This is a genomic window from Rhodococcus koreensis (assembly GCF_017068375.1).
Lineage (GTDB): Bacteria > Actinomycetota > Actinomycetes > Mycobacteriales > Mycobacteriaceae > Rhodococcus_F > Rhodococcus_F koreensis.
Genome location: NZ_CP070609.1, coordinates 8,382,057 through 8,408,261, shown reverse-complemented (window position 1 = coordinate 8,408,261; position 26,205 = coordinate 8,382,057). Strand labels below are relative to the sequence as shown.

Below are 26,205 nucleotides of genomic sequence, written 5' to 3'. Positions count from 1 at the left end.
CCTCCGCCGTATGGCGCCACGCCTCGATCGTGGGGCGCGCCCTTCTTCTCCGAACCGGTGTCGCCGACGATCAACGCCCCAGCGCGGTCACCGAGACAGTCGACCACGTAATCGCGGACATCGTCACGGATCGGCCGAGCCGCTTCTCCTCGGGATTGGTCCCATCCCAAGCGATCTCCGACCGTGACGAGGCAACCACACGGGTCAGAAGTCCCAGTCTGCGTCCTCGGTGTGCTGGTGCTTGCCAATCACGTACGAGCTGCCGGCACCGGAGAAGAACTCGTGCGTCTCCCCGCCGCCGGGGTCCAGGGCAGCGAGGATCGCTGGATTCACCTGGCACTCGTCGTCCCGGAACGCGGGGTGGTAGCCGAGGTTCGCCAGCGCCCTGTTCGCATTGAACCGCATGAACGGCAGCACGTCCTCGGTCCAGCCGACCTCATCGTACAGATCCCGCGCATACCCGACCTCGTTTTCGTACAGGGCGTGCAGCAGCTCGTGGGTGTAGTTGTGGTGGGCGGCCCGCAGGCCGACGGGCATCCGCTCGAGCACGCGCCGACACTTGTAGCCAATGTAGAACCCGTGCACCGCCTCGTCGCGGATGATCAGTCGGATCAGGTCGGCGGTGTTGGTGAGCTTGCCCCGTGAGGACCAGTACAGAGGCAGGTAGAACCCCGAGTAGAACAGGAACGATTCGAGCATCACCGAGGCCGCCTTGCGTGCGAGCGCGTCGTCGCCGCGGTAGTAGTCGAGGACGATCTGGGCCTTGCGTTGCATGTGAGCGTTCTCCTCCGACCAGGTGAACGCCTCGTCGATCTGCCGTGTCGAGCACAGGGTGGAGAAGATCGAACTGTAGCTCTTGGCGTGCACCGACTCCATGAAGGCCATGTTGGTCAGCACCGACCGCTCGTGCGGGGTGACGGCGTCGGCGATCATGGCGACTGCCCCCACGGTGGCCTGGGCAGTGTCGAGCAGCGTCAGCCCTGTAAACACCCGGACGGTCATCTGCCGCTCGGCCGGGGTCAACGTCTGCCAGGAGCGAAGATCGTTGGACAGCGGCACTTTCTCCGGGAGCCAGAAGTTGCGGGTCAGCCGATCCCACACGGCGGCGTCCGTCGCATCGGGCACCCGGTTCCAGTCGATCGCGTGGACGCGGTCGAGGCGCCGACCTTCGTTTCGTGATGTCACTGCGGATGCGCCTCCTCGACGGGCGCGTGGTCGTGACGACACTTCATTGTCCCACCGCAGAATTGTCCACCGCACACGTCACCGTGCCGATGGAAACCGAACCGCTCGCGCTCGACCCGACCGCCCACACGATCCGAAAGGTGCTCGAGCCTGCGGCATTCCGTAACACCGTGGTGATCGACAACTGGGATCCGCGGGACGGCAAGCTCGACCTCAGGGAGACCAGGACTTCGTAGTCCCCTATCCCGAAGAACGGCTCCGACGGGACTGCCCGAGGCGATCACGCCGACCTCTTTTCTCGGCATTATCTTTTTCCGGCCCATCCGGCGCGGGGGTCGAATCCGCTTGTTTCCTCTGCCCGGGCGTACGCACGCAGCGCCTCGGCAGCCTCGTGGTCAAGTTCGGGCGGGACCGCGACCTCTACGGTTACCAGCAGATCGCCGACCGCGGCGCCGCGGTGGGCCACCCCGCGTCCGCGCAGCCGGAACGTTTTCCCGGACTGGGCGCCTGGCGGGATCTTCACACTGATCTGGCCATCGAGGGTGGGCACGGACAGCACTGTCCCCAAGGCAAGTTCGGCGAAGGACACGGGAACGGTGACGGTGAGATCATCGCCGCTGCGGGCGAACACCGGGTCCGGGTCCACCCGCACGGTGACATACAGGTCCCCCGACGGTGCCCCGGCGAGACCGGGTTCACCCTGCGCGGGTAGCCGGACGCGTTGCCCGTCGCTCACTCCGGGCGGGACATGGACGGAGATGGTGCGGGTGCGGTCCCCGATCCCGGCGCCCTGGCAGTCCGGGCAGGGGGTGTCGACGATCGATCCCGTGCCCCGGCAATCGTCGCAGGGTTCGCCGAACCCGAGGCCGCCCTGATTCCGGTTGCGCGTCCCGACGCCGTGGCAGTGTGGGCAGGTCCGTTGCCGGGTTCCCGGTCGTGCGCCGGAGCCGTGACAGCTGGTGCACACCATCGGCCCACTCACCCTCAGCGGCAACACCATCCCGGCGACCGCCTCCCGGAAGGACAGCCGGGTCTCGGTCTCGACGTCCCTGCCCCGCCTCGGCCGGGCCGACGCCGCTCGGGTTCCGGCGCGCCGGAACAGGTCTCCGAGCACATCACCCACCCCGCCCAGAGGATCGCCCACGGTGAAGGGTGAATGGCTCCCGAACAGGTCCCCGAAGTCGAAGCCGCCCGACCCGGCGCGCGCGGCGGTGGTGGTGGTGCCAGCTTCAGGACGAAAACCCGTCCTCGCGAACGCCCCGGATCGGAACAGCCGGCGCGTGCGATCGTAGTCCTTGCGTTTGGCAGGGTCAGATAGCACCGCGTACGCCTCGCTGACGGCCTTGAACCGTTCCCCTACCTGGGTGTTGTGCGGGTTTGCGTCCGGATGCAGCTCCCGAGCCAATGTGCGGTATGCCTTCTTGATTTCCTCGGCCGACGCCGTTGAAGGGACACCCAGAGCGGCGTAGAAGTCGCGGTCGAGCCATTCCCGCTGCGTCACCGAGAATCCTCCTTTCCCTCTGGCCGGTAGCTGGAAAAGGGCTACGCGCCAAGAACGGCGTTGACGGGTTCGTGGGCGGCGTCTCAGGAATCGTCGCCCGATGTTGTGCCCGTGACGTCCCCTGGCCGAGCGGGTCCCTCGACCACGGTGACTGTCGCGGTCCGCAGCACCTTGCCGCCACCGAATGTGTAGCCGCGTCGCAGCACCCTGCCCACGACGGGATCGCCCCCAGCGCCTTCGTGCTGGACTGCTTCGTGCAGGGTGGGATCGAAGCGGTCGCCCTCTTCACCGAATGCGGCCACCCCCAGGCCGCTCAGGATCGCACCGAGTTCGGCCGCGATCGCAGCCAGTGGTCCGGATTCGAGGTCGCCGTGCTCGCGGGCTCGGTCGAGATCGTCGAGGATCCCGAGAAACTTCGCCGCCACCGATGCCATCGCGGCCGCGACCGCCAGGTGCCGGTCGCGTTCTATTCGGCGCCGGTAGTTGGTGTACTCGGCTTGCACCCGCTGCAGATCGGCGGTCAACTCCGCCACTCGATCAGGGTGTTCGCCCGCCTCCCGATCAGTCCGGTACCCAGGGTGCATCTCGGCGTCCGGCGTGGTCGGGTCGGGTTCCCGTTGTGGGGTCGGGGTGACGGGCTCGCTCGGGGTGTGCTCGCGTACCCGGCCGGTGTCCGGATCGCCACGGCGTTTGTCGGTGATCGCGATCGGTTCCCGCGGCGGCTTGTCGCCGTTGCGCCGCTCGCTGCTGGTCATCGGGTGTCCTCCCGTCCAGGTTCGTCCACCACCTCAGCGTCGAAGACTTCACCGGCCCCTTCCGAGGCGCCGTTCCCTCCGCCGGCGGCGGCCGAGTCCTTCGCCTGTGCGTCGTAGATCGCCTGGCCCAGGGATTGCGAGTCGGTGGTCAGTTTTTCGATGGCCTCTTTGATGGCCGCGACGTCGCTGCCTTTCAACTTCTCTTGGGCATTGGTGATCGACGCCTCGACCTTTTCCTTGACGTCGGCGGGCACCTTGTCCTCGTTGTCCTTGATGAACTTCTCGGTCTGATACACCAGCGACTCGGCCTGGTTGCGGACCTCCGCCTCCTCTCTGCGTTGAGCGTCCTCCGCGGCATGTGCCTCGGCGTCCTTGATCATCCGGTCGATCTCCTCCTTGGACAGGCCCGAGCCCTCCTGGATCTTGATCGTGTTCTCCTTACCGGTGCCCTTGTCCTTCGCGGTCACATGCACGATGCCGTTGGCGTCGATGTCGAAGGTGACCTCGATCTGCGGCACGCCACGCGGTGCCGGCGGAATCCCCGCCAGCTCGAACGAGCCGAGCAGCTTGTTGTGCGAGGCGATCTCTCGCTCACCCTGGAACACCTGGATCTGCACCGAGGGCTGGTTGTCGTCAGCCGTGGTGAAGGTCTCGGACCGCTTGGTCGGGATGGTGGTATTGCGCTCGATGAGCTTGGTCATCACGCCACCCTTGGTCTCGATGCCGAGGGACAGCGGGGTGACATCGAGGAGCAGCACGTCCTTGACCTCGCCCTTGAGCACGCCGGCCTGCAGGGCGGCGCCGACGGCGACGACCTCGTCCGGGTTGACGCCCTTGTTCGGTTCCTTCCCGCCGGTCAACTCGCGCACCAGATTCGTCACAGCGGGCATGCGGGTGGAACCGCCGACGAGCACGACGTGGTCGATGTCCTTGACCAAGATCTTCGCGTCCTTGATCACCGATTGGAACGGAGCCCGGGTACGGTCGAGGAGATCGGACGTAATCTTCTCGAACTCGCTGCGCGAGAGTTGCTCGTCGAGGAACAGCGGGTTCTTGTCCGCATCGACGGTGATGTAGGGCAGGTTGATCGACGTGCTCTGCGACGAGCTCAGTTCGATCTTGGCCTTCTCCGCGGCCTCTCGCAGCCGCTGCATCGCCATCTTGTCCTTCGTCAAATCGAACCCGTTGTGCGATTTGAATTTCTCGGCCAGCCACTTCACGATCCTGTCGTCCCAGTCGTCACCACCGAGGTGGTTGTCGCCGGACGTGGCCCGGACCTCGACGACGCCCTCGCCGATCTCGAGCAGCGAGACGTCGAAGGTGCCGCCACCGAGGTCGAAGACCAGGATGGTCTGTTCCTTGTCGCCCTTGTCGAGGCCGTAGGCCAGTGCGGCCGCGGTGGGCTCGTTGACGATGCGCAGGACGTTGAGGCCGGCGATCTGGCCGGCTTCCTTGGTGGCCTGACGCTGGGCGTCCTCGAAGTACGCGGGGACGGTGATCACGGCGTCGGTGATGTCCTCACCCAGATACGATTCCGCGTCCCTCTTCAGTTTCATCAGCACTCGGGCGCTGATCTCCTGAGCGCTGTATTTCTTGTCGTCGATTGCCACATGCCAGTCGGTGCCGATCTCCCGTTTTACCGACCGCACCGTCCGGTCCACGTTGGTGACGGCCTGGTTCTTGGCGGGCTGGCCGACCAGCACCTCACCGTTCTTCGCGAACGCCACGACCGACGGTGTCGTGCGCGAACCCTCCGAGTTGGCGACCACCACCGGGTCGCCACCCTCGAGTACACACACCACCGAGTTTGTGGTCCCCAAATCGATTCCCACCGCGCGAGCCATGACCGCCTCCAGCACCACACCTGGCGGGCGTGGTCCTTCGCGGAACCGCTAGACCTCACACCCACCGAACCTGAGTGTTATCGACTCAATTTTCCCTCGGACCTAAAATGAGGTCAAGAAGAATTGAGCGTTAGACGCTCAACATTGGAGTGTTCGTCGGATGCCGCGGCACCACCGCGTCCCACCTCATCGAAGGAGGGAACAACACGACCCGTGCGCGGGCTGGAGGACCGGGGCACCCCGTCGAACCATGGGGGTCGAATCTCGCCCGACACGACCCACCAGGAGGCGATGGTGCCAGGGCATCTGATCGAACCACTCGATCGACGGAACACCGCAATATTCAGGTGGTCGAAACTGGCCACGATCAACACCCGATTCCACGGCAACTTCGCCTTCACCGACGGGGTGCTGACCGGCGGGACAGTGATGCGGTTGGATGCGCCTGTGCAACGACGGATCCGCCAGTCGGTCGGGAGCTTATGTATCCGCCTACTGAGATGGGCCGGTAGCCGGCGCCGTACCCGCCCGTTGCATTCATGTCGGCGACAATCGAATTGATGTTGGTGCCGATCTCCGGGCCGATACACGGGGCGACGGGGTTGGCGTTGACCATCGCCACCAGCGTGGAGCCGACGACCACCGGTGGGCCGCCGGGCACGGACATTGCCGCGAGCCGCGCGGCGACCCTGCCAGCGCAGCGGGCTCCTCGGATAGCTCACGCAGACCGTGCCGTCCGCTCGAGGGCGGCCCCGCGAGTTGTGTGATCGCACCCTTGAATGGGCCGGGACGGCTACACCATGACGTTGGGTCAGGCATTGTGTGGATCGGTGCTGCGGTAGCTGCGGAATCATGGGAAGGTGAACGATGAGCAGCTGGCCCTACTGGTTTGAGATCGCCGTGATCTGCGGGATCACCGCAGTAGGCACCATCGTGTGGGGACATTGGGAGGAGCACACCCCGAAATGGCGGCGGATCGGGAAGATGGTCGTGTTTTGTGGCCTGTCGGTCCTGGTCTCCAGCACAGCGGGGCGATTCTGGTTCTTCGTGCTGCTCGGCGCCTTGGTCATGATCGTCCTGCTGGTCCACGCCTGGTGGCTTCCACGGAAAGGCATCAATGGTTGGACCGGTGAGCCCCGCGAGAAGTACTACGCCCTCCGCGGCTGGAAGTGGCCGCCGGAGGGACGGTGAAAATCGTTGGCTGATAATCCTTCAGCTATCGGAGAGGTGCGGCAGCCCGTCTGTCACCTGCGGAGACCAGTACACGGGTGGGCCTGTTCGACCGGTGTGGCGTCGAGTTCTATGAGCACACCTCAATCACGAGCCACAACACGAGGGTCAAGAGAGCGACGCATACACACGAACTCCCCTTGCTTGCAGCGTCAAGGCGTGTCGCTCCTCTCCGACGTCGATCAATACTTCACCAAGTTTCGGCGGTGCTGCGAGAGGTGGGGGCAATCCCCTTGCTGGTGGCGCCGTGCGTGTTGTTGTGTCCGCGATGGATTAGTCCGACGCTGACGAGCGCCACCAACGCGAGGAGTACGACGTATGCGGCGAATCTCCACGCGTTGCCGAGTTCTCCGTCGATCAAGGCCACCATGACGATTGGTGTGAGGCCTCCGACGACCGTGGCGATCTGGTATCCCAACGATGCACCTGAGTACCGCACGTGCGGGGGAAACATCTCCGCGAAGAGCGCGGCTTGTGGGCCGTAACAGATGCTGATCAAGGCCGACGCGACGACGACGGCCACCCAGATCGGCACAGTGTTCTGCGGGGTCGCTTGGCTGAAAATCAACCACATCGGTACGGACCACAGTCCGATCGCCACGACTCCGATCGCGTAGACACGTAGTCTGCCGAAGATGTCCGAGGCGAGCGCAGCCACCGGCATGAGAACTACCTGCACACCCGCGCCGACGAGGATTGGTAGCAGGACCTGGGGTGTCGCAATCTTCAGCACCACGTTCGCGTACTGCAACGACGAGATGATAGTGGCGTAGAAGATGGCGTTCACGACGATGAACGTGCCTGCCGCTTGCAGAATCGTCGCGAAGTTGTTCCGTACAACTTCGAGCACGGGTGAGGTGGATTTCGCCGCGGAAGCAAGGGACGTCTCGGCGGCACGGAATGCCGGGGTTTCCTCGAGGTACCGGTGAATGTAGAGCCCGACTCCGAGCATCACGATGCTGATCCAGAACGGTATCCGCCACGCCCACGCCAGGAAGGCGGGTTCACCGACAGTCCCGTTCAACACAAGGAAGACCAGATTTCCCGTGAGCACGCCGATCGGCACACCGATCTGCGCGAAGCTCCCGTAGAAGCCGCGCCGATTTTCCGGGGCGTACTCGGTGGCAAGGAGCATCGCTCCTCCCCATTGGGCGCCGAGAGACAGTCCTTGCGTAACTCTGAGGATGATCAGGAATGTCGGTGCAAGCCAGATCAGTTGGGTGTCCGGGGTAAATCCGATGAGAAACGTCGCGACGGCCATCAGGACTATCGCGGTGATCAACACCGGCTTGCGGCCGACCTTGTCGCCGAAGTGCCCGGCAATCACACCACCGAATGGCCGGGCAGCGAACGCGACGGCGAATGTTGCGAAAGAATTGACTGCGGACACTACCGGGTCCCCGGTATCGAAGAAGGTCTTGTTGAAGACGAGCGCGGCAGCGGTGCCGTAGATGAAGAAGTCGTACCACTCGAGCGACGAGGCGAGCGCAGCAGCGACCGAGGCCTTCCGGGCTTGGGCGCGGAGGCTGGGCGGGGCGGCAGTGGCGGTGTAAGTCATTGCCATACTGTGACCGCCCTCTCACCTGGCGGCGAGATGCGGCGGCGAAGATTGTGAGCATCCACGGGACGATTTGGGTCTGCGTCACAGTCCCGGGGGCGCAGTCCCTCTCACTTGTGTGGGCGCACAGATGAGTTTGTCACCAATCCACTGGTGACGCAGAACGCCGATTCCTACAGTTCGTTCCATGGTCAATTCATCGGGGGAACCGCCGAGTCTGCCGGGGAGTGCCGCGGACGTCGACTGCGACCTGGGTTGGTCGGTCAGCACACTTCAGCGCCACTTCAGTGATCTCGTGGCGCCGGCTGTTGCCGATCTCCCCCATGGCACGCGGGGCTACCAATTGCTGCACACCGTGCTGCGCAAGGAATTGCCGACCCAGATCGGACTTGCCGATTACCTCGGAATCGATCGCACCGTCATCACCTACGTGATCGATGCCCTGGTAGAAGCTGGTCTCGTCGAGCGAGTACAGGATCCGGCGGACCGTCGTGCCCGCAAGATCGTCCCGACGGACCGCGGAACCGCTCACCATGCCGCCCTCGAACACGATGTGCGCATCGCCGAAGAGTCCGTCCTCCGCGTGCTCGCCGCGGACGAGCGAGTTGTATTCCGTTCGCTACTCGGCAGAGTTGCACGTGGTTCCCGCGACGACCTGACCTGACAACACTCAACTCACGACACGAAAGAACAGCACATGACAACTCGTTCGAAGGTTCTCGTCATCGTCACCAGCATCGGCGAGTACGAAAAGGTGGGTTACCGCACCGGTCTGTGGCTCGGGGAACTCACGCACTTCTGGGATGTGGCCGAAGAGGCCGGACTGGAACTGACGATCGCCAGCATTGCGGGCGGACGCGTTCCCATCGACCCCGAGAGCCTGTCCCACGATTTCCTCGGCGATCTCGGAACCGGAAACCGGTATGCGGATCGCGATTTCATGAATCTTCTCGACAAGACCATGTCTGTGGCCGAGGTGGATGCGGCGGACTTCGACGCGATCTACCTGGCCGGCGGACATGGAGTGATGTTCGACTTCCCGCAGAGCCGGACACTCGCTGAACTGATCGCACAGTTCTACGAGGCCGGGAAGATCGTGTCCGCGGTGTGCCACGGTCCGACGGGTTTGCTCAATGTCAAAGTCGGCGACGACGAATACCTCGTGAAAGACCGCTCGGTGACAGGATTCACGTGGAAGGAGGAGGAACTTGCACAGCGAGGCGACGCGGTACCGTTCAGTCTGGAAGACGAACTGCGCAGCCGCGGAGCTCGGTTCACCCTCGCACCGAATCCCTTCGACCCGTTCGTCGTCGAGGACGGCCACCTGATCACCGGGCAGAATCCAAACAGTGCCCGCAAGGTCGGCGAGGCCGTCATCCGCCAGCTCGGCTGAGTGTGGCCGTCGGCCAGGAGTCCGTCGCGACTCCTGGCCGGTGGGCCGCTTGATGCGTGGCCGGATTTCAGGTTGACTGAAGCGCCTTCACGACCGCTTCAGCGACTGCGCGGGCACTCCCGGGGTTCTGCCCGGTGATCAGGCGACCGTCTTCGACGACGTAGGTCTCGAAGGGTTTGTCGGCCATGCTGTAGTTGGCACCCAATTTCTTCAGCTCGTCCTGCAATCGGAAGGGGACAGCATCGGCTCGCTGCGCCGCCTCTTCTTCCGGCCATGAAAATCCGGTGACATTCTTTCCCTTGACCAGCGGATCCCCATTCCCGAGCGGCACATTGAGCAGACCGGCCGGGCCGTGACAGACGGCGGACACGACGCGGCCGGTGTCGTAGAACTTGGCCGTCACGGCACCCAATGCGTCACCCCGGAAGTCGAACATGACACCGTGCCCACCGGTGAAGTAGATGGCGGCGTAGTCCCCTACATCGACGTCGGTAACCTTCATCGTATCGTCGAGCAGAGTCATGAACTCGCGATCGCGGTACCGCTTGCCTGTTCCGAGTTCGTCGAGGACGTCGTGGGCGAGGCTTTCCGGATCGATGGGGACGAATCCTCCTACCGGGCTGGCAATGTCCACCTGACAGCCGTGATCGGTGACGTAATCGTAGAAATGCGTCAGTTCTCCCAGCCATAACCCCGTGCGGTAGCCGACCTTCTCGTATTGCCCTGCGTTGGTCACGATGACCAGGATTCGAGTCGATTCCGACATGTTGTACGCCTTCTCTCGCGGAAAACAAAATTCACAGTGGTGGGCGTGGAGCGCGATGCAACGCGGCTATCCGGAGTACTCGGCGAGGATGGTGTCGGATGCCTTCTCCGACACCATCCATACCGCCGCGGCGATGAAGAAGCCAGGGATGCGGGGAAATACCGATGCATCGACAACGCGGAGTCCCTCGACTCCGCGCACCCGAAACCGTCCGTCCAGAACAGCCATCGGGTCGTCGTCGGCCCCGATCTTGCACGAGCAGGACGCGTGATGGCCCCACGCCTGTTGCCGAATGTAGTTACCTATCTCCTCCCTCGTGCGGACGCTGGGACCGGGTAGAACCTCGTGTGCGACGAATCCGCGCAGTCGGGCACTCAAGGCGCGTGCGAATTCGACACCGTCGACCACCGCGGCCAGGTCGTCGCCGCCGTCGTCGCTTCCTTCGGCGAAATAGTTGAAACAGATGTCCGGGGTGTCGAAGGGGTCAGGGGACCGCAATTGGACGCTGCCGGCGGTGTTGTTCGTGTGTGCTTTGAGAACGACCCACGAAATGCTGTTGTGACTCTTCGTGAAATCGCTCGAGTAACCCGGGTAGTAGCCGCGGAAGAACACCGGTAGCGAGAAGACGAACAAGTCGGGGTCGTCGTGGGCACTGCTCGACCGTTTGACGTATGCGGCGAGAGTGCCATTGGTCGTGTAGGGCCCGGTGAGTTTGTCGCGCCACTCGGTGAAGAGGCCATCAGGGTGCTCTCCACGTTTGGGCGCATCCAGGGTCGAACCCTCGAAAATGGGCTAGTTGTGGGCTGTTTCGTCGACAACGGTGATCTCGTATCGATCCTGGAGGTTCTCCCCGACTCCGGGCAGGTCGACTACCACGTCGATTCCGAACGATTCGAGTTCGGCGCGTGGTCCGATCCCTGAGAGTTTGAGGAGCTGGGGAGTATTGAACGCGCCCGCGCAGATGATCACTTCGGCGGTGGCGGTCGCAATCCGGCGCGGTGCGATAGAGGTTCCGTCCGTCTGTCTCGCTCGGGGGTCGGCGCGGTACACGTGCCGCCCACGTATGTATTCGACGCCGACGGCTCTCGTTCCGTCGAACACGATCTTGGTGGCGAGTGCCGAATATTCGATGTGTAAGAGCGCATCTGAAAACTCGGGATGATCGGCGTGTGACTGGTGAGGAATGGGTGAACTCCTGGTAGGTCAGTAGGTGCTTACGCCACGACCCGACCAGGAGTTCACTTGCCATCATCGCTCATCGCACTGTGTCCGTCATGCCCTACCCCGGATCCGGGGATCGGGCATCGGTGCGCGGTGTACTCTTCATCCTCGGTGACCGACGCTCAATGGGCGATTCTCGAACCACTGCTGCCTCCACCCGGCAACACCACCGGCAGCGGTGGCCGACCCGAAAAACACTGCCGCCGTCTCGTACTCGATGCAATCTTCTATGTCGTTCGAGGTGGGATCGCCTGGCGGCAGTTGCCGTCGGAGTTCCCGCCCGCGACCACGGTGTACGCGATCTTCGCCCGCTGGGTCCGCGCGGGAGTATGGCAGCGGATCCACGACGCGTTACGTGATCGGGCGCGGGTCCACGGCGGCCGGAAACCGCTGCCGTCCGCGGCGATCATCGACTCCCAGTCGGTGCAGGGCGCCGACACCGTTGCCCGGTCGAGCCGGGGATACGACGCGGGCAAGAAGATCAACGGCCGCAAACGTCATATCGCGGTCGACACCAACGGGTTGCTACTGGCGGTCGTGGTAACCATGGCCGGGATTCAAGACCGCGACGGTGCCATCCGACTGCTGGCCGCGTTGCGTGCCCGATTCTCGACGATCAGCCTGGTGTGGGCGGACGGCGGCTATGCCGGTCGGCTGATCGAATGGTCGAAACGGGTTGTGTCCCTGACAGTTCAGGTCGTCAAGCGAACCGACGGTGTCAAAGGGTTCAAGGTTCTTCCCCGGCGTTGGGTAGTCGAGCGAACCTTCGCCTGGATCTGCAAACACCGACGCTGTGTCCGTGACTACGAGACGCGGCCCGACCATCACGAAGCGATGGTCTACATCGCCATGATCGCGACCATGTCACGCCGACTCGCCCGCACAGCGTGACACGAACGGGAGTTCTCAGACGCTCTCTAAGTTCTGCGGATGGTCGCGTTGCGCGCCGAGGATTCGCTCGCGGCTCCCGTTGCGGACGCCGTCGGTGACGGCGACCGGGATGAATATCATCCCGGTTCCTCCGGACTTGACGACCCGCCAGTCGTTGGGATCCTGCGGGGGTTCCCGCCAGTCTTCGTCGGGCGGTTCGTGCTCGCGGGATGCCTGGTCCATGGTGTCGATGATGTCGAGGAAGTAGGGTTCACGGCCGCCGGCCTCAGGGTCGGCACGCGTGGTTCCCAGCCACCCGCTGTAGCCGTGACGTGCGGGATTGTTCTCCGGAGGGTCCGCTCCGGGTGTCGTCGGGTCCCGCCACCGCTCGATTCGTTCGAACAGAGGCCGCATCCGTTCGGCACGCCACGAGTCGTCGCCGACGGTGGTCGCTATCCGGTCCCAGTCGCTGTTGTGGGGACAGACGGTGATCATGGCGCTGATTGCGGTACTCCCGCCGAGCGTCCCGCCTCGCGGGTACAGAACGCCGTCGCGGTCGGGCGTATGTTTCGGATCTTCGGCCTGCGCGTGGTCGTCTCGATAGTGACGGACGAAGTAGTCCCAGCGCATGTCTTCGTCCTCCGATGCCTGGGCATGGAAGATCGGCGCCTGGTAGTAGACGCAGGAGTGGTCGTCACCAGCCTCGAGCAGGAGCACTCGATGTCCCGCGGCGGCGAGGTTGGCCGCGAGTGGGCCTCCACCGGCACCCGACCCGACGATCACGAACTCGTATTCCGACTCGGTAAGACTCATGGATGCTCCCGTCGAACGATTCCACGGCGCGTGCCTCCTGCCACATTATTCGCCGCTCGGATCGCCCTGTCGTCGATTCATGTCGCAGATCTGCCTGCGCAGGATGAGGCTCCAGCAGGACTTTCAGAATCCGAGCACGACCTGGTCGAGGTGTTCGACGACCGGACTCGCGGCGAAGAACTCCCCGACCAGGACACGCCAGTGCCCGAACGTGGGAGAGTTCCGGAATTCGGTGTGCTGGTCGATCGTGCCCCACTCCACGACCAACCAATATCGGTTCGGGACCTCGACAGACCGGTATAAGCGAATGCCCGTACACCCTGCGGTGGCGTCGAACAGTGCAACGGCTCTTCCGACCGCCGCTTCGAACGAGTCGGCCGTTCCGGCGTCGACATCGATTTGTGCGAGTTCGCGAACCATGACACCCCTCGGGAATCGACAAGCACCCATGTGCAGTGGCCCGATGGACGCACCACCGACACGATAGGCAGACTGATCCGGTCGGACACAGTGCCCGAATCACAGACTGCCCTGTGAACGATCGACAACGGCCGGGCATCGATGTGGGCCACTATCCACGCCCGACACCCTGGGCGCCGGCAGTGATCCCGGCGCGGGTACGTTGACCGGCACCAAGGCCTTATGCGACCGGACGCCGCAGCACCGGGCTAGCGTGTGAGGTATCCACAATTCCGAACGGCACCCAGGTATGGCGTGTGGTGTCGTACCGGGACGCACGTCGTCTTCGGCACTTCGATAGGGGTGACGCCCGTGGTCGACCGACCGCACTCCGACGCACAGAACCTCACGTGCGAACTCGCACAGCACGTCGAGGACACCGTGCACGAGGTAGCCGCACTCGCCGCGACACGGATCTGCGAGCAGGTGCCGAGTTATCGGGACAATGCCGATCCCGGTTTGCGGGAGGACGTCGCAGCTCACTGCCGCGATGTCTTCGACACCTTCGCGCACAGTCTGGCGCAGGACCGATTCCCGTCGCGCGACGATTTCCGGATCACCGGAAACCACGCCCTGCGCCGGGTGACACAGTCGATTCCGCTCGCCGACTTCCTCCAGGCGTTCCGGATCAGCCAGTCGACCCTCTGGGAGAGCGTCCTCGAAATCGCCCGGCAACACCCCGACCTTCAGGCCGCGGCGACCGACTCCGTCAAATTCATCATGGGCGTGATCGAAGCGGGCAGCACGATCGCCGCAGAAGGGTACCTGGAGGCGCAGCAGTTCCTACTCGCGGACGCGGCCAGGGCGGCGCGGGACCTCGTCGACGACCTGCTCGCCGGCAAGACTCCCACCGTGGGTTCCCGGCAGGCGACGCTGCGGACCGCGGGACTCGAACTCGGCTCGGCGATCGTTGTCGCTTCCGGTCTCGCGGCCTCGGACGGGGGAAGCCGACAGGCAATCGTCCGTGCGTTGGGCGTCACGGGCGCAGACCACACCCGTACCCGCGGCCTGATCGCCTTCCGGCACGGGGAATTCATCGGGATCTTCCCGGCGGATGACGGCAGCAGCGACACGGTCACCCAGAGCCTGTCTCATGCCTTCGACACCTTGCGCGCACAGCGCATCGAACTCACGATCGGCATCAGCACGGTGCACCGCGGTCTCGGTGCAGTGCCTCGGGCCTACGGCGAAGCCGTCACCGCCCGCGAAGCGTTGTCCGACAGCCCGGGCGTCAAGCCGCTGAACGATCTGACAAGTTTCGAATACCTCATCACCAAACGCGACGACACCGCGCGCCGTCTCATCGATCCCGCAGTCCGGCGTTTCGTGGAAGACGACCTTGCCGCCGATCGCGTGTACATCGACACCCTGGAGGCCTATGCCAAGGCCAACCTCAATGCGAAGGCGGCAGCCGAGACACTGTATGTCCACGGCAACACCGCCTACTACCGGCTGGACCGTATCGCGGAGCGGACCGGAAAGGACCTTCGGCGCTTCGACGACGTCCTGGATCTCCTCGTCGCCGTCAAGTTGCTCACCCCGCACGCGCGCCAGGACACCCCGCGTGGTCCGTCCGGTCGCGAGTCCTGAGCTCTCGGAGGTAGAGCGGCTGCCGGTGCTTCACCATCGTGTGTTCGGTTTGTTGTCCGGGTACCAATTCGGTTGGTACTGCACCACGAAATCGCCCGCGGACCGTTCGCATCACCCCGTTTCTGTGATCCGATCCAGTTCGGCGACGAGTGTTTCCGGAAATCCGGCGTCGACGGTGTCGGGTTCGAAGGTGATGCGATAGATGATGGGGGCAACGAGGTGGTCCATGATCTGCCGCACACTGGGAGTGAACTGACCGTGCGCGTGCGCACGCTCGACGAGTCGCTCCGCTTCGTCTCGGCGCGATGCCAGGCAGTTGGTCTCGCCGTCGTCGGCGAGCACGGCGGAGGCCCGCAACAGTGACGCCTTCGTCGGGCGAGCGAGGTGTCCGTACAACTCCCGTGCCCACGCCCGCAGGTCGTCGCCGATGTTCCCGGTATCGGGGAGCGGCCGATCGGGGTCCAAGCGCAGTGTTGCAACCTCGGCCACGAGACTTCCGACGTCCCCCCATCGTCGGTAGATGCTCGAGGGGCTCACGCCCGCACGAGCAGCGACAGCCGGCACGGTGACCTTGTCCGCGCCGCTCTCGGCGATCAGATCCTCGACGGCGTCGCGTACCGCCGCGATGACCAGTGCGCTTCGGCCGCCGGTGCGGCGGGTGGGAACAGAATCGGACGACATGAGGCTACTTTAACGCACAGTAGTTTGCTTTAAGGGTTCGATGCGATCTAGGGTCATCCTTAATGCACATATCTTCGCCTTAAGGAGAGGGATGTCCACCTCCATCCACACGCGCGAGCGCACCGCACGAACTTCCGGAGTCCTCGCCCTGCCGCTGTTGAGCGTGGAACTGCTCGCGTTCTTCTTCGCAGCGAGCGCTCCCTCGCCGCTGTTCGTCGTCTTCCAGAACCGCTGGTCCCTGGGCGCGTCCACCCTCACCATCATCTTCGCCGTGTACGCGATCGCGTTGCTGGTCGCACTGTTGACGGCCGGTGCCGTGTCCGACCACATCGGACGAAAACCAGTCGTCGTCACCGGCATTCTCGTACAGGTCGGCGCCATGGCCATGTTCGTCGCGGCCGATGACGTCCACTGGATCATCGCCGCACGAATCGTGCAGGGACTCGCGACGGGCATCGTCACCGGCGCCCTGACCGCGGCGATCGTCGAGGCAGCCCCACCGGACAAGAAGCACATCGGAGCCATGCTGGGCAGCGTCTCGCCACTTGCCGGCCTCGCGCTCGGCGCGCTCAGTTCCGGGTTGATCCTTCAGTTCTCCGACACGCCGGTGCTGTCGACCTTCATCCCACTCGCCGTGTTCTTCGCCGTCGCCAGCGTGCTGACCTTCTTCATCCCCGAATCGGCTACACCGCGCCCGGGCGCCCTCACCTCGCTCATCCCCCGAGTGTCGATTCCACCCGCGGCCCGCACGGTCTTTCTCGCCAGCGTCCCGGCCATCATCAGCGTGTGGATGCTCGGAGGTCTCTACCTCTCCCTGATCCCGTCGACGATGACCGAGATTCTGCACATCCACGCAGGACTCGCCAGCGGGGTTGCCATCGCCGTTCTCAACGGAGTGGGCGCACTGGCCCCCATCATTCTGCGCAAACGTGACAGCCGAACCACCACGCTCATCGGTGCAGGTGCGCTGGCGGCGGGAGTGACAATCGCAATGTCCGGCGTCGTCTTCGGCTCCGGCCCCGTGTTCTTCATCGGCACCGCAGTGGCCGGCGTCGGCTTCGGGTCCGCCTTCTCCGGCAGCATTCAATGCCTCAGCCCACTCGTGCAACCCCACCAGCGTGCCGAGTTGTTTGCGGCGCTGTATGTCGTCAGCTATCTATCATTCAGCATTCCAGCCATCATCGCCGGCCGCATGGTCGCACCGTTCGGCTTACTGCAGACCGAACTCGTCTACGGCGCGGTCCTCGTCACGATGGCGCTTGCCGCCCTGATCACCGGTCTCGTCCCTGGACCTGCCCGGCGACAGTAACTTTCGGTCCGCACGGCTCGGTACAGGAATGCACGCCGGATCATGCCGAGAACGATCGAGATCACCCGATGTACGACCGTTCCATCGAAACTCGTAGCGCAAACGAGCACAGCGAGCCAGCGCAGGTCAAACGATCAAGCACGTAATTCAATAGCGACTGCGGAGTGTCCCCTTCCACAACGCCCCGACCGGCGAGACCGGACCCGTCACCCACCACGTGCGCCCGCACACTTGCACTTCGTGCGCTGCTTCACGCCAACCTCCACCACCCCCGTATCCCTCGACACTCCGCTGCTCCACGCACCAGACATAGGACGGATCAAGCGGAATACCCTGCCCACGAGAGACAGGCGCTGCGATATGCTCGGCCCAGACGGCAACGGATCCTGACGGACCTGGGCGACAGTGTTGACGCCGACCCGCCTGCCGCTTCCCAACCGCGCCTCGTGCGGCGAGCGGATCGAATTCCCTTCTTCCTCTCCGGGTCGTTCCCGGCGCCGGACATTTCGTCCCTCATCCGAGATCGATCGCCGCACCGCGCCTGCTGTCATTCAGCCCGACCGACCCAAAATCGCACGAGCCGGGCATCAAACACACAACAGAATGGAGTGAAAGCATGAGCACCCACGGAATCACCAACGGTACCGAGCGCGCGATCATCGAGAACATGCTCGACCGCAATCGTGAAGCACTTATCGAGACCACACGCGGCCTATCCGATGCCGATGCCCGCCGTCGACTCGTCGCGTCGTTGACGACACCGATCTCATTGATCAAGCATGCCGCTGCCGCGGAACGGATCTGGTTTCAACGATTCTGGGCGGGCCTCGACGAATCCGAATGCGATGGATACTCGCGCCGCGATGAACGTACCTTCGCCGTCGCCGACGACGAATCGCTTACCGACGTCATCGCCGAGTTCGAGCGGGCAAGCGAACGATCACGAGTGATCGCGTCCGGCTTCGATCTCGACGCCACCAAGGACAATCCCCGCGAGGGAACCGTCAGCATGCGATGGACATTGCTCGCCATGATCCAAGAGTTCGCCAGACACGCAGGTCATGGAGACATCCTCCGCGAACAAATTTCCACCCCCTCACTACTGCAGCAGAGTTCGTGACACTTCGGCGCTACCAAGAGGATGCTGTCCGCATACTGCCGCCCATCTGCGCGCCATCGTCCATTGGGTAAACACTCGAGGTCGATCACCTCGACCTCGAGTGTTTGTCAATCTCCCTTGTCACAGCACCGACCTCCGCTACCACGTGCGACGCACGGCGGTGCCGGGGCGGGACCACATGAGACATCCTGCGCTGCAATGCAATGAACAGCGGTTCGTGCATTCCCTAGGCGAATGGGCCGGCCTCGTCGGCGTGGTTCACAAACGCCGGCCGCTTGCTCCGCAATGCATCCAGCACGGCTCTTGTGAACTCAGCAGTGCTGGCCGATCCGCCAAGGTCCTGCGTACGGATATCGCTGTCCGCAAGAACATCCTCGAGCGCCGCTACCACGGCGGCACCGGCTTCAGGATGCCCGAGGTGTTCGAGCATCAATGCTCCGGTCCAAATTTGGCCGATGGGATTCGCTACACCGAGATTCGCGATGTCAGGCGCGGAACCGTGCACTGGTTCGAACATCGAGGGGTACGTGCGGTCGGGGTTCACGTTCGCGGAGGGGGCCAAGCCGATTCCTCCGACGATCGCCGCTCCCAAATCGCTCAGGATATCGCCGAAAAGATTGGACGCGACCACAACATCGAGTGTCTCAGGCCGCTGCACGAAGTACGCGGCGAGGGCGTCGATGTGGTAGCTGTCGACCGTGATGCGAGGGCGCTCGGAACCAATTTCGCCACAGATCTGATCCCACAGCGGCATCGTGTGAATGATGCCGTTCGATTTCGTCGCCGAAACGAGCCGCCCCGTTCTCTCCTCGGCTCGATCGAACGCATAGCGCATGATGCGTTCGATGCCGCGGCGGGTAAACACCGATTCCTGGATCGCGGTTTCCATCGACGTGCCGGCGAAGAGTCGACCGCCGGCTTCGGAGTACTCCCCCTCGCTGTTCTCGCGCACGACAAGGAGGTCGACGGCACCGCCGAGGCTCTCGAGGGGACTGTCGATACCTCGGAGCAGGCGCAGGGGCCGCAAGTTCACGTATTGATCGAACGCTCGCCGGATCGGGATGAGCAGTCCCCACAGCGAGACGTCGTCGGCGACGGAGGGATCGCCGACGGCGCCCAGGAAGATGGCGTCGCTTTCGGCAAGTCGATCGAGCCCGTCACCGGGCATCATGTGCCCGTGCTCGGTGTAGTACGCGCAGCTCCACGGGTATGTGGTCCAAGCCAAGCTGAAGTCCCACTGCCGAGCTGCTTGCTCGAGTACTTCCATTGCCGGCTCGATGACTTCGCGGCCGATACCGTCACCCGGTATCACCGCGATCTGGTGCAAGGTGGTCACGGCGTAGGTCGTCCTGTCATGAGTGCAATCTTCCGGTGATGTGATCGATTCTGGATGTACCGCGTACCTGTCGTCACGATGCGGTCCCCGCGGTCTCGCCCGCAAGAGCTCGTTTGACGATCTGGGGGGAGCCGCCACCGTTGAAATCTCCGCTGGTCTCGGCATTGTGCGCATGGGCGAGTTGGTGCAGTCCGAAGACCGAGTCGGTTCCGCTGCGGTAGCCCATCAGGTCTTCACACTGGTTGACCGCTTGCTTCGCGAGCGCGAGGCCGAGGCGGGGTCGCTGCGCAATCCGGTGCGCCAAGGTCATAGCGGTATCCATCAAGTCGTCTCGTTCGACGACACGACTGACCATACCGAGTTTGTGGGCCTCGACCGCGGTCAATCGCTCGGCGGTGAAGAGAAATTCCTTCGCCCGCCGGGGACCGAGCTCCCACGGATGTCCGAACATCTCCACACCGGGAATTCCGAAGTCGACGGCAGCGTCGGCGAAATACGCGTCGCTGCTGGCGACGATCAAGTCGCACGACCACGCCACCATCAGCCCGCCCATGATGCAAGCGCCTTGAACGGCAGCGATCGTCGGCTTGGGCAGTTCTCGCCAGCGACGGCACAGTCCCACATACAGTTCCGACTCCCGTGCGAATCGATTCTCTACTCCTGCCTGTCCGACGTGATCCCACCACAGGGTGCGCCTGTCGAAACTCGTATCACGGTCGCCGGTCGGTCCGAGGTCGTGGCCGGAGGAAAAGTGCGGTCCGTTGCCGGCCAGGATCGCGACGGCGGCCTCGTCGTCATAGGCGAATCGCTGGAATGCCTCATCCAGTGCGTAGAGGAGTTTTCCGTTCTGTGCGTTGCGTACTTCGGGCCGATTGAGCGTGATGGTCACGACCTTGCCCGCTCGTTCATAGTGGACGAGGTCAGTGTGATCGATGTGTGTCATCCGATTGCCTCTTCAGTTGTGGACGTGGTGGCACCGAGTACGTCAGCGGTGTGCTCCCCGAGACGAGGGGGTGCCCGGAAGATGCCCGCGGCACCTGTCTTGATGGGGTTGCCGACCATTCTGGCGGTGGATCCATCGGCGAGGTCGACCTCGACAACCATGTCCCGCCGCCTCACAGTTGGGAAGTCGAAGGCTTCTGCGATCGACTGCACCAGCGCGACCGGCACACCCTGACTGTGGAATTCAGTCACCCAATGCTCGGACGTTTCGGAGAGGAACTTCTTACCGAGAATCTCCTCGAGTTGTTTCCTGTTTGTCTGGCGGGAAGCGAGATCCGCGAATCGTGGGTCTGTTTCGAGCCACGGTTCCCCGATCGCTCGGCAATAGCCGGTCCACCATCGTGGGATGGCGCTGGGGGTGGCGTATACGTAGCGGCCGTCGCCGCACTCGAATGCCTGGCTCGGCGGCAAGGTCGCGTGCCGGGTCCCCATTCTTTCGTAGACGATGTCGTGGGTGAGGTAGTCCTGCGCTTGCCACACGAGCAGGCTCAGTTGGGCATCGAGCAGGGAGATCTCGACGTGGCGGCCCTGCCCATCGATGCGTCGTCCGTGGACTCCGGCGAGGATCGCGACGGCCGCGAACAGACCTCCGGCGGTGTCGCCGATTTGATATCCGACCCGCGCCGGCGGGCCGTCGGCCTCGCCGGTCAGGGCCATGACCCCGCTGAGTGCTTGTACCAAGCTGTCCACCGCTGGGTAGTCCGCGAACCGCCCCTCGTTGTCGAATCCGTAGATCGAACACAACACAATGGCCGGGTTTCGGGCGTGCAGCGATGTGAAGTCGATACCGAGTCGTTCGAGGACGCCCGGCCGGAAGTTGTGACATACGACGTCCGCCGATTCGACGAGACCGAGAAACGCTTCTCTGCCCTCCGGTGCTTTCAAATCGAGGACGACGCTCTGCTTGTTGCGGTTGACGCTGAAGAAGAAGGTGCTGGCGCCGTCGATCTCGTGAGGAGGGATGCCCCGAACGGGATCGCCTGTCGGGGGCTCGATTTTGATGATCTCGGCACCGAGGTCGCCGAGCAGCATCGTCGCGTATGGTCCCGCGAGGAAATGCGACAGGTCCAAGACTTTCAAGCCGGTCAACGGTAGCTGCTGCGACGCCGCATGGGCGGGGTCATGGATTGCCATCGCTCACAGTCCCTTCAGCTCGGCGAGCGACAGTCCGCCGCCCATCAACCGTTGGTTGCCGGGCAACTGCGCGGCCAGCCACCGAGCATGCTCCCCGTGTTCGCCGGCTCCTCTCGGCACCGTGGCGAGAACTCCCTCCTTGATGAACCGCACCGCGTCCGCATCTGCTGCTGCGATCTCCCCTGCCCACCCCAGTGCAACGTCGAGGACCTCACCCGGGCCGACGACCTTGTTTACCAACCCTGCCCGAAACAGGGTGTCGGGTCCGAGTACATGCCCGAGAAGGAGAATCTCCATCGCCAGCTTGTGCGGGATCTTCGTGGCCAACCCAGCGGCCAGACCGCGGGACAGACCCAGTCGCGCTTCGGGATACCTGAACTTCGCGTTCGTCGTTGCCACACTCAGATCGGCCTGCTGAAGCAAGATCATTCCTGCGCCGACACACCAACCATCGATCGCCGCGATGATCGGCTTGTTCGTTGACGGACCCAGGTGCGGCGCCCACGCCGATGTGGTCGGCGGGTCGGTGACATCGACGCCGACCGTGAAGTTGCCCTCCGAACCGGTCAGGACAGCGACGCGGTCCTCACTCCGGTCGAAACGCAGCCACGCGTCCTCCAGCCCGACCGCGGCCACGCTGTTCACGGCGTTCTTCTTGCCCGGCCGATTGATCGTGATGATTGCGATGTTGTCGACCGACTCGTAGGAGACAGTGTCCTCAACCATTTTCGGTTCCGTTCTTGTTGTCGAGAGTGACGAGCATCTTCCCGGTGTTCCTGCCGCGCAGCATGTCCAGGAAGGCGACAGGTGCGTTCGTGATGCCGTGGACAACGGTCTCGTCGTAGCGCAGTCGCCCTTCCCGGACCCACTTGCCGACCTCGCGGTGGAAGTCGGGACGGCGGTCGAGGCTGTCACTGACGATGAATCCCCGCATGATGAGGCGCTTGGTGACCACCTGGAACAGGTTGCTCGGTCCCGTTACCGGCCCCTCGGAGTTGTACTGAGCGACGGCTCCGCATGCCGCGATGCGTCCACCGACGTTGAGGACCGCGATCGCGGCTTCGAGGTGTTCTGCGCCCACGTTGTCGAAATAGACATCGATGCCATGCGGTGCAGCGTCTCGCAGTTGCTCGAGCACCGACCCGTCCTTGTAGTTGAATGCTGCGTCGAATCCGAGGTCGTCGATGAGGTAGCGAACCTTTTCCGCTGAGCCGGCGCTGCCGATGACCCGCGGAGCGCCACGCAACTTCGCCATCTGACCAACCAGTGAGCCGACGGCACCTGCCGCACCTGAGACGAACACGGTGTCTCGCGGCGTGAACGACGCCTTGTCGAAGAGCCCGACGTAGGCACTCAATCCCGTCATTCCCAGCACCCCGAGGTGGGTGCTGATCGGTACCTCGGTGTCGCGGATGATCGTAGCCGCAGCGTGGTCGAGCACGGCGTACTCGCGCCAACCCAACCGGTGCTGGACTGTCGTGCCTACGGGGATCCCCTGCGCGCGGCTGGCGACGACTTCTCCGACGACGGCACCGTCGAGTGCCCGCCCGATCTCGTATGGGGGTACGTAGGACTTCGTGTCGTTCATCCGACCCCGCATGTAGGGGTCGACGCTCATGATCTGGTTGCGGACCAGGATCTGGCCGTCGGACGGCTGCACGATCGGCGTTTCGACGATGTCGAAGTTCTCCGGCAGCGGCCACCCCGCCGGGCGTGAGGCGAGTCGAACCTCGAGGCTGCTGTCCGGTATGTGTTGATCTTCCATGTGTTCCTCGTTCCGTGAAACCAGTGCAGTCATGACCCGTGAGGCAGGACAATTCCTCGAATGTTCTTCCCTTCCAGCAGGTCGTGATATCCCTGATTGATCTGCTCGAGGGTGTAACGCGTGGTGATGAGCTCGTCCAGCTTGAGGTCGCCGGACTGGTAGAGGCCCAGTAGGCGGGGGATGTCGTACTGGGGATTGGCCGAACCGAACATGGTGCCCTTGATGGTCTTCTCCAGGACCACCATCATGGCGCCGGGAATCTTGACGTTGAGGTCCTCGCGACCCGACAGGCCGACGAGGACGACCGTGCCTCCCTTGCCGATCGCGTCGAAGGCATGCGCAACCGTGTCCTCGTCCACCACACCGACGGCGACCAATGCCTGATCTGCTCCCTGCCCCCAGGTCATGTCGATGACCGCGGCGTGTGCCTGGTCGGCAGCTTCGAAGACGTGAGTAGCGCCGAGCTTGAGTGCGGTGTTCCGTTTGAACGACACCGGATCGACCACGACGATGTTCTTGGCACCAGTGAGGGCGGCGCCTTGGACGGCGTTGATGCCGATTCCGCCGGCTCCATACACAACGACGGTGTCGCCCGGGCGGACGTTCCCGGCGTAGACCGCCGCTCCCCATCCGGTCGGTACACCGCAGCTGACGAGCACGGCACTGTCGAGTGGGAGGTACTCATCGATCTTGACGACGGAGTTCTCGCGTACTACTCCGTATTCGGCGAAGGTGCCCAGGGCGCACATCGCGCCGACGTCCGTTCCCGAGCGGTGGAGGCGGAAGGTGCCATCGGGCATACAGCCCTCGGTTGCGCGTGCCCCGGAATCGCAGAGATTCTGGTGCCCGGTCGCGCAGTAGCGACAACGGCCGCAACTCGGGGTGAAGCTGCACACGACGTGGTCCCCGGGACGCACCCGTGTGACTCCTGGTCCGATGTCCTCGACCACGCCGGCACCTTCGTGTCCGGGAACGATCGGAAATCGGGTGCCGATGGTGCCGTCGGTCAGGTGCAGATCCGAGTGGCACATTCCCGATGCCTCGTATCGGATGAGCACCTCACCCTCTCGTGGCCCGTCCAGGTCGAGTTCCATGATCTCGAATGGTGTGTTCAATGCCGTGAGGACGGCTGCTTTGGTCTTCATCTCGTCGTCTCGATTCGGTTCACAATGCGATGTTGACGGCCTTGACCTGGGTGTAGAGGGCTATGCCGTCTGCTCCCAGCTCCCGGCCCCAACCTGACTGCTTGTAGCCCCCGAAGGGCAGCGCCAGGTCGCTGGCGTTGTATTGGTTGACCCAGACCGATCCAGCCTTGATGCGCTTGGCGACACGATGCGCGTTGGATAGATCGGTCGTCCAGACACCCGCCGCGAGCCCGTAGATCGTGTCGTTGGCGTGTGCAATGACTTCGTCCACGCCATCGGCCGCAGAGAAGGGCATAGCTGCGACGACCGGGCCGAAGATTTCCTCACGCACCACGCTGAAGTCGGGATGCACGTCGACGAGGACTGTGGGTTCGACGAAGTACCCTTCGGTGCCCCAACGCTTCCCACCGGTGAGGACGCGGGCGCCATCCGCGATTCCCTGGTCGATGTACCCCGTGACCCGGTCCAACTGTTCCTGCGAGACGAGCGGGCCCATCTGTGTGTCCGGGTCGAGCCCAGGCCCGATCTTCGTCCTCGCGACGTGCTCGGCAACCGCTCGGGTGAACTCGTCGAAAATGGAGTCCTCGACGAACAGCCGGGTGCCGGCGACACATGCCTGGCCCTGGTTGCTGAGCCACGCGTTGACCGATCCGGGCACCGCTTTGTCGAGATCAGCGTCCGCGAACACAATATTGGGACTCTTGCCGCCGAGTTCGAGGGAGACCTTTTTCAGGTTGCCCTTGGCCGCGTCGACGATCTTCCTTCCAACCTCGGTAGAACCTGTGAAGGCAATCTTGTCGACATCGTCGTGGGCGGCCAGTGCCGCACCCGCATCACCGAACCCGGTGATGATGTTGACCACGCCGGGTGGCAGACCGGCGTCGAGGAACACCTCCCCGAGCAGCAGCGCCGTCAGGGGGGTCTGCTCAGCAGGCTTGAGCACTACGGTATTACCGGCGGCGAGGGCAGGCGCCAGTTTGAACGCGGCCATCAGCATGGGGAAATTCCAGGGAATGATCTGTCCGCAGACACCGATCGCCTCGCGCAGCGTGTATGCGTGGAACTCGCCATCCGGGACTCTGGTCATCGACACATTGACGGTGCTGCCCTCGAGTTTCGTGGCCCATCCCGCGTAATAGCGGAACAGATCCGCGGTGCGAGCGACGTCCGAGACCTTGGCGATCGAGGCCGGTTTGCCGTTATCGAGGGATTCGATCTGGGCGAACTCGTCGGCACGGGCGGTGATTGCGTCGGCAATGCGCCACAGCAGACGTTCGCGCTCGTTCGGGCGCATCGTCGTCCACGGTCCGGTCTCGAATGCCACTCGTGCCGCGTGCACGGCGCGGTCGATGTCGATCGCACGTCCACGAGGTACCTGACACAGCACACCGCCAGTCGCGGGGTCGACAGTGGGGAACGTTTCTCCGGCGGCGGGATCTACCCAGTCCCCTCCGATCAGTAGCCTTTTCGGCTGGCCCAGAAAGTTGCGGACGGAAGGAAGAAGCTGATTGTCGATGGCAACGGTTGA

25 protein-coding genes and 2 pseudogenes are annotated in these 26,205 nt (G+C 63.7%); 8 read left to right on the top strand and 19 right to left on the bottom strand.

Annotated elements, in window-relative coordinates; translation table 11 throughout:
• Positions 1-204: 204 nt before the first annotated feature.
• Entirely contained in the window at positions 205-1,185 is a 981-nt protein-coding gene (gene nrdF / locus JWS14_RS38260; RefSeq protein WP_206015479.1) for a class 1b ribonucleoside-diphosphate reductase subunit beta, read from the bottom strand.
• Between the two features lie 74 nt (positions 1,186-1,259).
• Between nrdF and JWS14_RS38255 the strand changes: the two are divergent.
• A pseudogene (locus tag JWS14_RS38255) lies at positions 1,260-1,412 on the top strand (ParA family protein); the annotation flags it as partial.
• Positions 1,413-1,489: 77 nt separating this feature from the next.
• On the opposite strand, the gene dnaJ reads toward JWS14_RS38255, so the two are convergent.
• From dnaJ to JWS14_RS50350, 4 genes and pseudogenes are all read right to left on the bottom strand, one after another.
• The gene (dnaJ, locus tag JWS14_RS38250) at positions 1,490-2,686 is read right to left on the bottom strand and encodes a molecular chaperone DnaJ (protein ID WP_206015478.1); all 1,197 of its coding nucleotides are present in this window, start codon (positions 2,684-2,686) and stop codon (positions 1,490-1,492) included.
• A gap of 83 nt (positions 2,687-2,769) precedes the next feature.
• On the bottom strand, positions 2,770-3,441 hold the full coding sequence (gene grpE, locus JWS14_RS38245; protein ID WP_072948693.1) for a nucleotide exchange factor GrpE: 672 nt from the start codon (positions 3,439-3,441) through the stop codon (positions 2,770-2,772).
• On the bottom strand, positions 3,438-5,285 hold the full coding sequence (gene dnaK, locus JWS14_RS38240) for a molecular chaperone DnaK (RefSeq protein ID WP_206015477.1): 1,848 nt from the start codon (positions 5,283-5,285) through the stop codon (positions 3,438-3,440). The genes grpE and dnaK overlap by 4 nt, the downstream gene beginning before the upstream one ends.
• A gap of 499 nt (positions 5,286-5,784) precedes the next feature.
• Positions 5,785-5,937: pseudogene (locus tag JWS14_RS50350) on the bottom strand (serine protease); the annotation flags it as partial.
• 215 nt (positions 5,938-6,152) lie between these two features.
• On the opposite strand from JWS14_RS50350, the gene JWS14_RS38235 reads away from it, so the two are divergent.
• Positions 6,153-6,476, top strand: a complete 324-nt coding sequence (locus JWS14_RS38235) for a hypothetical protein (RefSeq protein ID WP_072948690.1) — start codon at positions 6,153-6,155, stop codon at positions 6,474-6,476.
• A 229-nt stretch (positions 6,477-6,705) separates the two neighbouring features.
• On the opposite strand, the gene JWS14_RS38230 is transcribed toward JWS14_RS38235, so the two are convergent.
• Positions 6,706-8,073 carry an MFS transporter gene (locus JWS14_RS38230; protein ID WP_072948689.1) on the bottom strand — a complete coding sequence of 456 codons (1,368 nt, stop codon included), beginning with the start codon at positions 8,071-8,073 and terminating at the stop codon, positions 6,706-6,708.
• A 187-nt stretch (positions 8,074-8,260) separates the two neighbouring features.
• Between JWS14_RS38230 and JWS14_RS38225 the strand changes: the two genes are divergently transcribed.
• A complete protein-coding gene (locus tag JWS14_RS38225) occupies positions 8,261-8,737 on the top strand; it encodes a MarR family winged helix-turn-helix transcriptional regulator (RefSeq protein ID WP_072948687.1) in 477 nt (158 codons plus the stop codon).
• Between the two features lie 33 nt (positions 8,738-8,770).
• Complete coding sequence (locus JWS14_RS38220) at positions 8,771-9,466, top strand: type 1 glutamine amidotransferase domain-containing protein (RefSeq protein WP_206015476.1); 696 nt, start codon at positions 8,771-8,773, stop codon at positions 9,464-9,466.
• A gap of 67 nt (positions 9,467-9,533) precedes the next feature.
• Here JWS14_RS38220 and JWS14_RS38215 read toward each other — a convergent pair whose 3' ends face one another.
• The 3 genes from JWS14_RS38215 to JWS14_RS38205 all read right to left on the bottom strand — a co-directional run bounded on the left by JWS14_RS38215 (position 9,534) and on the right by JWS14_RS38205 (position 11,363).
• A complete protein-coding gene (locus tag JWS14_RS38215) occupies positions 9,534-10,232 on the bottom strand; it encodes a type 1 glutamine amidotransferase domain-containing protein (protein ID WP_072948683.1) in 699 nt (232 codons plus the stop codon).
• 66 nt (positions 10,233-10,298) lie between these two features.
• Positions 10,299-10,865: a GMC oxidoreductase gene (locus tag JWS14_RS38210; protein WP_206015475.1), complete on the bottom strand. Its 567-nt coding sequence runs from the start codon at positions 10,863-10,865 to the stop codon at positions 10,299-10,301.
• A gap of 159 nt (positions 10,866-11,024) precedes the next feature.
• Positions 11,025-11,363 (bottom strand): GMC family oxidoreductase N-terminal domain-containing protein, encoded by a 339-nt coding sequence (locus tag JWS14_RS38205; protein WP_259376107.1) that lies wholly within the window; start codon positions 11,361-11,363, stop codon positions 11,025-11,027.
• A gap of 165 nt (positions 11,364-11,528) precedes the next feature.
• Between JWS14_RS38205 and JWS14_RS38200 the strand changes: the two genes are divergently transcribed.
• The gene (locus JWS14_RS38200) at positions 11,529-12,344 is read left to right on the top strand and encodes an IS5 family transposase (protein ID WP_206016266.1); all 816 of its coding nucleotides are present in this window, start codon (positions 11,529-11,531) and stop codon (positions 12,342-12,344) included.
• A 15-nt stretch (positions 12,345-12,359) separates the two neighbouring features.
• On the opposite strand, the gene JWS14_RS38195 is transcribed toward JWS14_RS38200, so the two are convergent.
• On the bottom strand, positions 12,360-13,136 hold the full coding sequence (locus JWS14_RS38195) for a GMC family oxidoreductase N-terminal domain-containing protein (RefSeq protein WP_206015473.1): 777 nt from the start codon (positions 13,134-13,136) through the stop codon (positions 12,360-12,362).
• Between the two features lie 123 nt (positions 13,137-13,259).
• Positions 13,260-13,556 carry an antibiotic biosynthesis monooxygenase family protein gene (locus JWS14_RS38190; protein ID WP_072948680.1) on the bottom strand — a complete coding sequence of 99 codons (297 nt, stop codon included), beginning with the start codon at positions 13,554-13,556 and terminating at the stop codon, positions 13,260-13,262.
• Between the two features lie 351 nt (positions 13,557-13,907).
• Between JWS14_RS38190 and JWS14_RS38185 the strand changes: the two genes are divergently transcribed.
• Positions 13,908-15,185 (top strand): PucR family transcriptional regulator, encoded by a 1,278-nt coding sequence (locus JWS14_RS38185; protein ID WP_206015472.1) that lies wholly within the window; start codon positions 13,908-13,910, stop codon positions 15,183-15,185.
• Between the two features lie 111 nt (positions 15,186-15,296).
• Here the strand turns inward: JWS14_RS38185 and JWS14_RS38180 are convergent, their stop codons facing one another.
• Positions 15,297-15,866 carry a TetR/AcrR family transcriptional regulator gene (locus JWS14_RS38180; RefSeq protein ID WP_072948679.1) on the bottom strand — a complete coding sequence of 190 codons (570 nt, stop codon included), beginning with the start codon at positions 15,864-15,866 and terminating at the stop codon, positions 15,297-15,299.
• Positions 15,867-15,957: 91 nt separating this feature from the next.
• Between JWS14_RS38180 and JWS14_RS38175 the strand changes: the two genes are divergently transcribed.
• A complete protein-coding gene (locus JWS14_RS38175; protein WP_206015471.1) occupies positions 15,958-17,175 on the top strand; it encodes an MFS transporter in 1,218 nt (405 codons plus the stop codon).
• A gap of 616 nt (positions 17,176-17,791) precedes the next feature.
• Positions 17,792-18,295 (top strand): DinB family protein, encoded by a 504-nt coding sequence (locus JWS14_RS38170; RefSeq protein WP_072948677.1) that lies wholly within the window; start codon positions 17,792-17,794, stop codon positions 18,293-18,295.
• Positions 18,296-18,521: 226 nt separating this feature from the next.
• Here the strand turns inward: JWS14_RS38170 and JWS14_RS38165 are convergent, their stop codons facing one another.
• From JWS14_RS38165 to JWS14_RS38135, 7 genes are all read right to left on the bottom strand, one after another.
• Positions 18,522-19,631 (bottom strand): tartrate dehydrogenase, encoded by a 1,110-nt coding sequence (locus JWS14_RS38165; protein ID WP_241031569.1) that lies wholly within the window; start codon positions 19,629-19,631, stop codon positions 18,522-18,524.
• A 73-nt stretch (positions 19,632-19,704) separates the two neighbouring features.
• On the bottom strand, positions 19,705-20,574 hold the full coding sequence (locus tag JWS14_RS38160; protein ID WP_206015470.1) for an enoyl-CoA hydratase: 870 nt from the start codon (positions 20,572-20,574) through the stop codon (positions 19,705-19,707).
• Complete coding sequence (locus JWS14_RS38155) at positions 20,571-21,767, bottom strand: CaiB/BaiF CoA transferase family protein (RefSeq protein WP_206015469.1); 1,197 nt, start codon at positions 21,765-21,767, stop codon at positions 20,571-20,573. The genes JWS14_RS38160 and JWS14_RS38155 overlap by 4 nt, the downstream gene beginning before the upstream one ends.
• A gap of 3 nt (positions 21,768-21,770) precedes the next feature.
• Positions 21,771-22,493, bottom strand: coding sequence for an enoyl-CoA hydratase/isomerase family protein (locus JWS14_RS38150; RefSeq protein WP_206015468.1), 723 nt, complete (start codon positions 22,491-22,493; stop codon positions 21,771-21,773).
• The gene (locus JWS14_RS38145) at positions 22,486-23,532 is read right to left on the bottom strand and encodes an NADP-dependent oxidoreductase (protein WP_072948669.1); all 1,047 of its coding nucleotides are present in this window, start codon (positions 23,530-23,532) and stop codon (positions 22,486-22,488) included. Before JWS14_RS38145 ends, JWS14_RS38150 begins: the two co-directional genes overlap by 8 nt.
• Positions 23,533-23,561: 29 nt before the next feature.
• Positions 23,562-24,677, bottom strand: a complete 1,116-nt coding sequence (locus tag JWS14_RS38140; RefSeq protein WP_072948667.1) for an NDMA-dependent alcohol dehydrogenase — start codon at positions 24,675-24,677, stop codon at positions 23,562-23,564.
• 19 nt (positions 24,678-24,696) lie between these two features.
• A complete protein-coding gene (locus tag JWS14_RS38135; protein WP_241031708.1) occupies positions 24,697-26,193 on the bottom strand; it encodes an aldehyde dehydrogenase family protein in 1,497 nt (498 codons plus the stop codon).
• Positions 26,194-26,205: the final 12 nt, after the last annotated feature.

Excerpts from the sequence above, each read along its gene's own strand:
- grpE (WP_072948693.1), bottom strand. The coding sequence starts at position 3,441 with ATGACCAGCAGCGAGCGGCGCAACGGCGACAAGCCGCCGCGGGAACCG.
- JWS14_RS38160 (WP_206015470.1), bottom strand. The coding sequence starts at position 20,574 with ATGACACACATCGATCACACTGACCTCGTCCACTATGAACGAGCGGGC.
- JWS14_RS38220 (WP_206015476.1), top strand. The coding sequence starts at position 8,771 with ATGACAACTCGTTCGAAGGTTCTCGTCATCGTCACCAGCATCGGCGAG.
- JWS14_RS38150 (WP_206015468.1), bottom strand. The coding sequence starts at position 22,493 with ATGGTTGAGGACACTGTCTCCTACGAGTCGGTCGACAACATCGCAATC.
- JWS14_RS38180 (WP_072948679.1), bottom strand. The coding sequence starts at position 15,866 with ATGTCGTCCGATTCTGTTCCCACCCGCCGCACCGGCGGCCGAAGCGCA.
- JWS14_RS38235 (WP_072948690.1), top strand. The coding sequence starts at position 6,153 with ATGAGCAGCTGGCCCTACTGGTTTGAGATCGCCGTGATCTGCGGGATC.
- JWS14_RS38155 (WP_206015469.1), bottom strand. The coding sequence starts at position 21,767 with ATGGCAATCCATGACCCCGCCCATGCGGCGTCGCAGCAGCTACCGTTG.
- JWS14_RS38230 (WP_072948689.1), bottom strand. The coding sequence starts at position 8,073 with ATGACTTACACCGCCACTGCCGCCCCGCCCAGCCTCCGCGCCCAAGCC.
- JWS14_RS38170 (WP_072948677.1), top strand. The coding sequence starts at position 17,792 with ATGAGCACCCACGGAATCACCAACGGTACCGAGCGCGCGATCATCGAG.
- JWS14_RS38215 (WP_072948683.1), bottom strand. The coding sequence starts at position 10,232 with ATGTCGGAATCGACTCGAATCCTGGTCATCGTGACCAACGCAGGGCAA.
- JWS14_RS38175 (WP_206015471.1), top strand. The coding sequence starts at position 15,958 with ATGTCCACCTCCATCCACACGCGCGAGCGCACCGCACGAACTTCCGGA.
- JWS14_RS38195 (WP_206015473.1), bottom strand. The coding sequence starts at position 13,136 with ATGAGTCTTACCGAGTCGGAATACGAGTTCGTGATCGTCGGGTCGGGT.
- dnaK (WP_206015477.1), bottom strand. The coding sequence starts at position 5,285 with ATGGCTCGCGCGGTGGGAATCGATTTGGGGACCACAAACTCGGTGGTG.
- JWS14_RS38225 (WP_072948687.1), top strand. The coding sequence starts at position 8,261 with ATGGTCAATTCATCGGGGGAACCGCCGAGTCTGCCGGGGAGTGCCGCG.
- JWS14_RS38140 (WP_072948667.1), bottom strand. The coding sequence starts at position 24,677 with ATGAAGACCAAAGCAGCCGTCCTCACGGCATTGAACACACCATTCGAG.
- JWS14_RS38190 (WP_072948680.1), bottom strand. The coding sequence starts at position 13,556 with ATGGTTCGCGAACTCGCACAAATCGATGTCGACGCCGGAACGGCCGAC.
- JWS14_RS38145 (WP_072948669.1), bottom strand. The coding sequence starts at position 23,532 with ATGGAAGATCAACACATACCGGACAGCAGCCTCGAGGTTCGACTCGCC.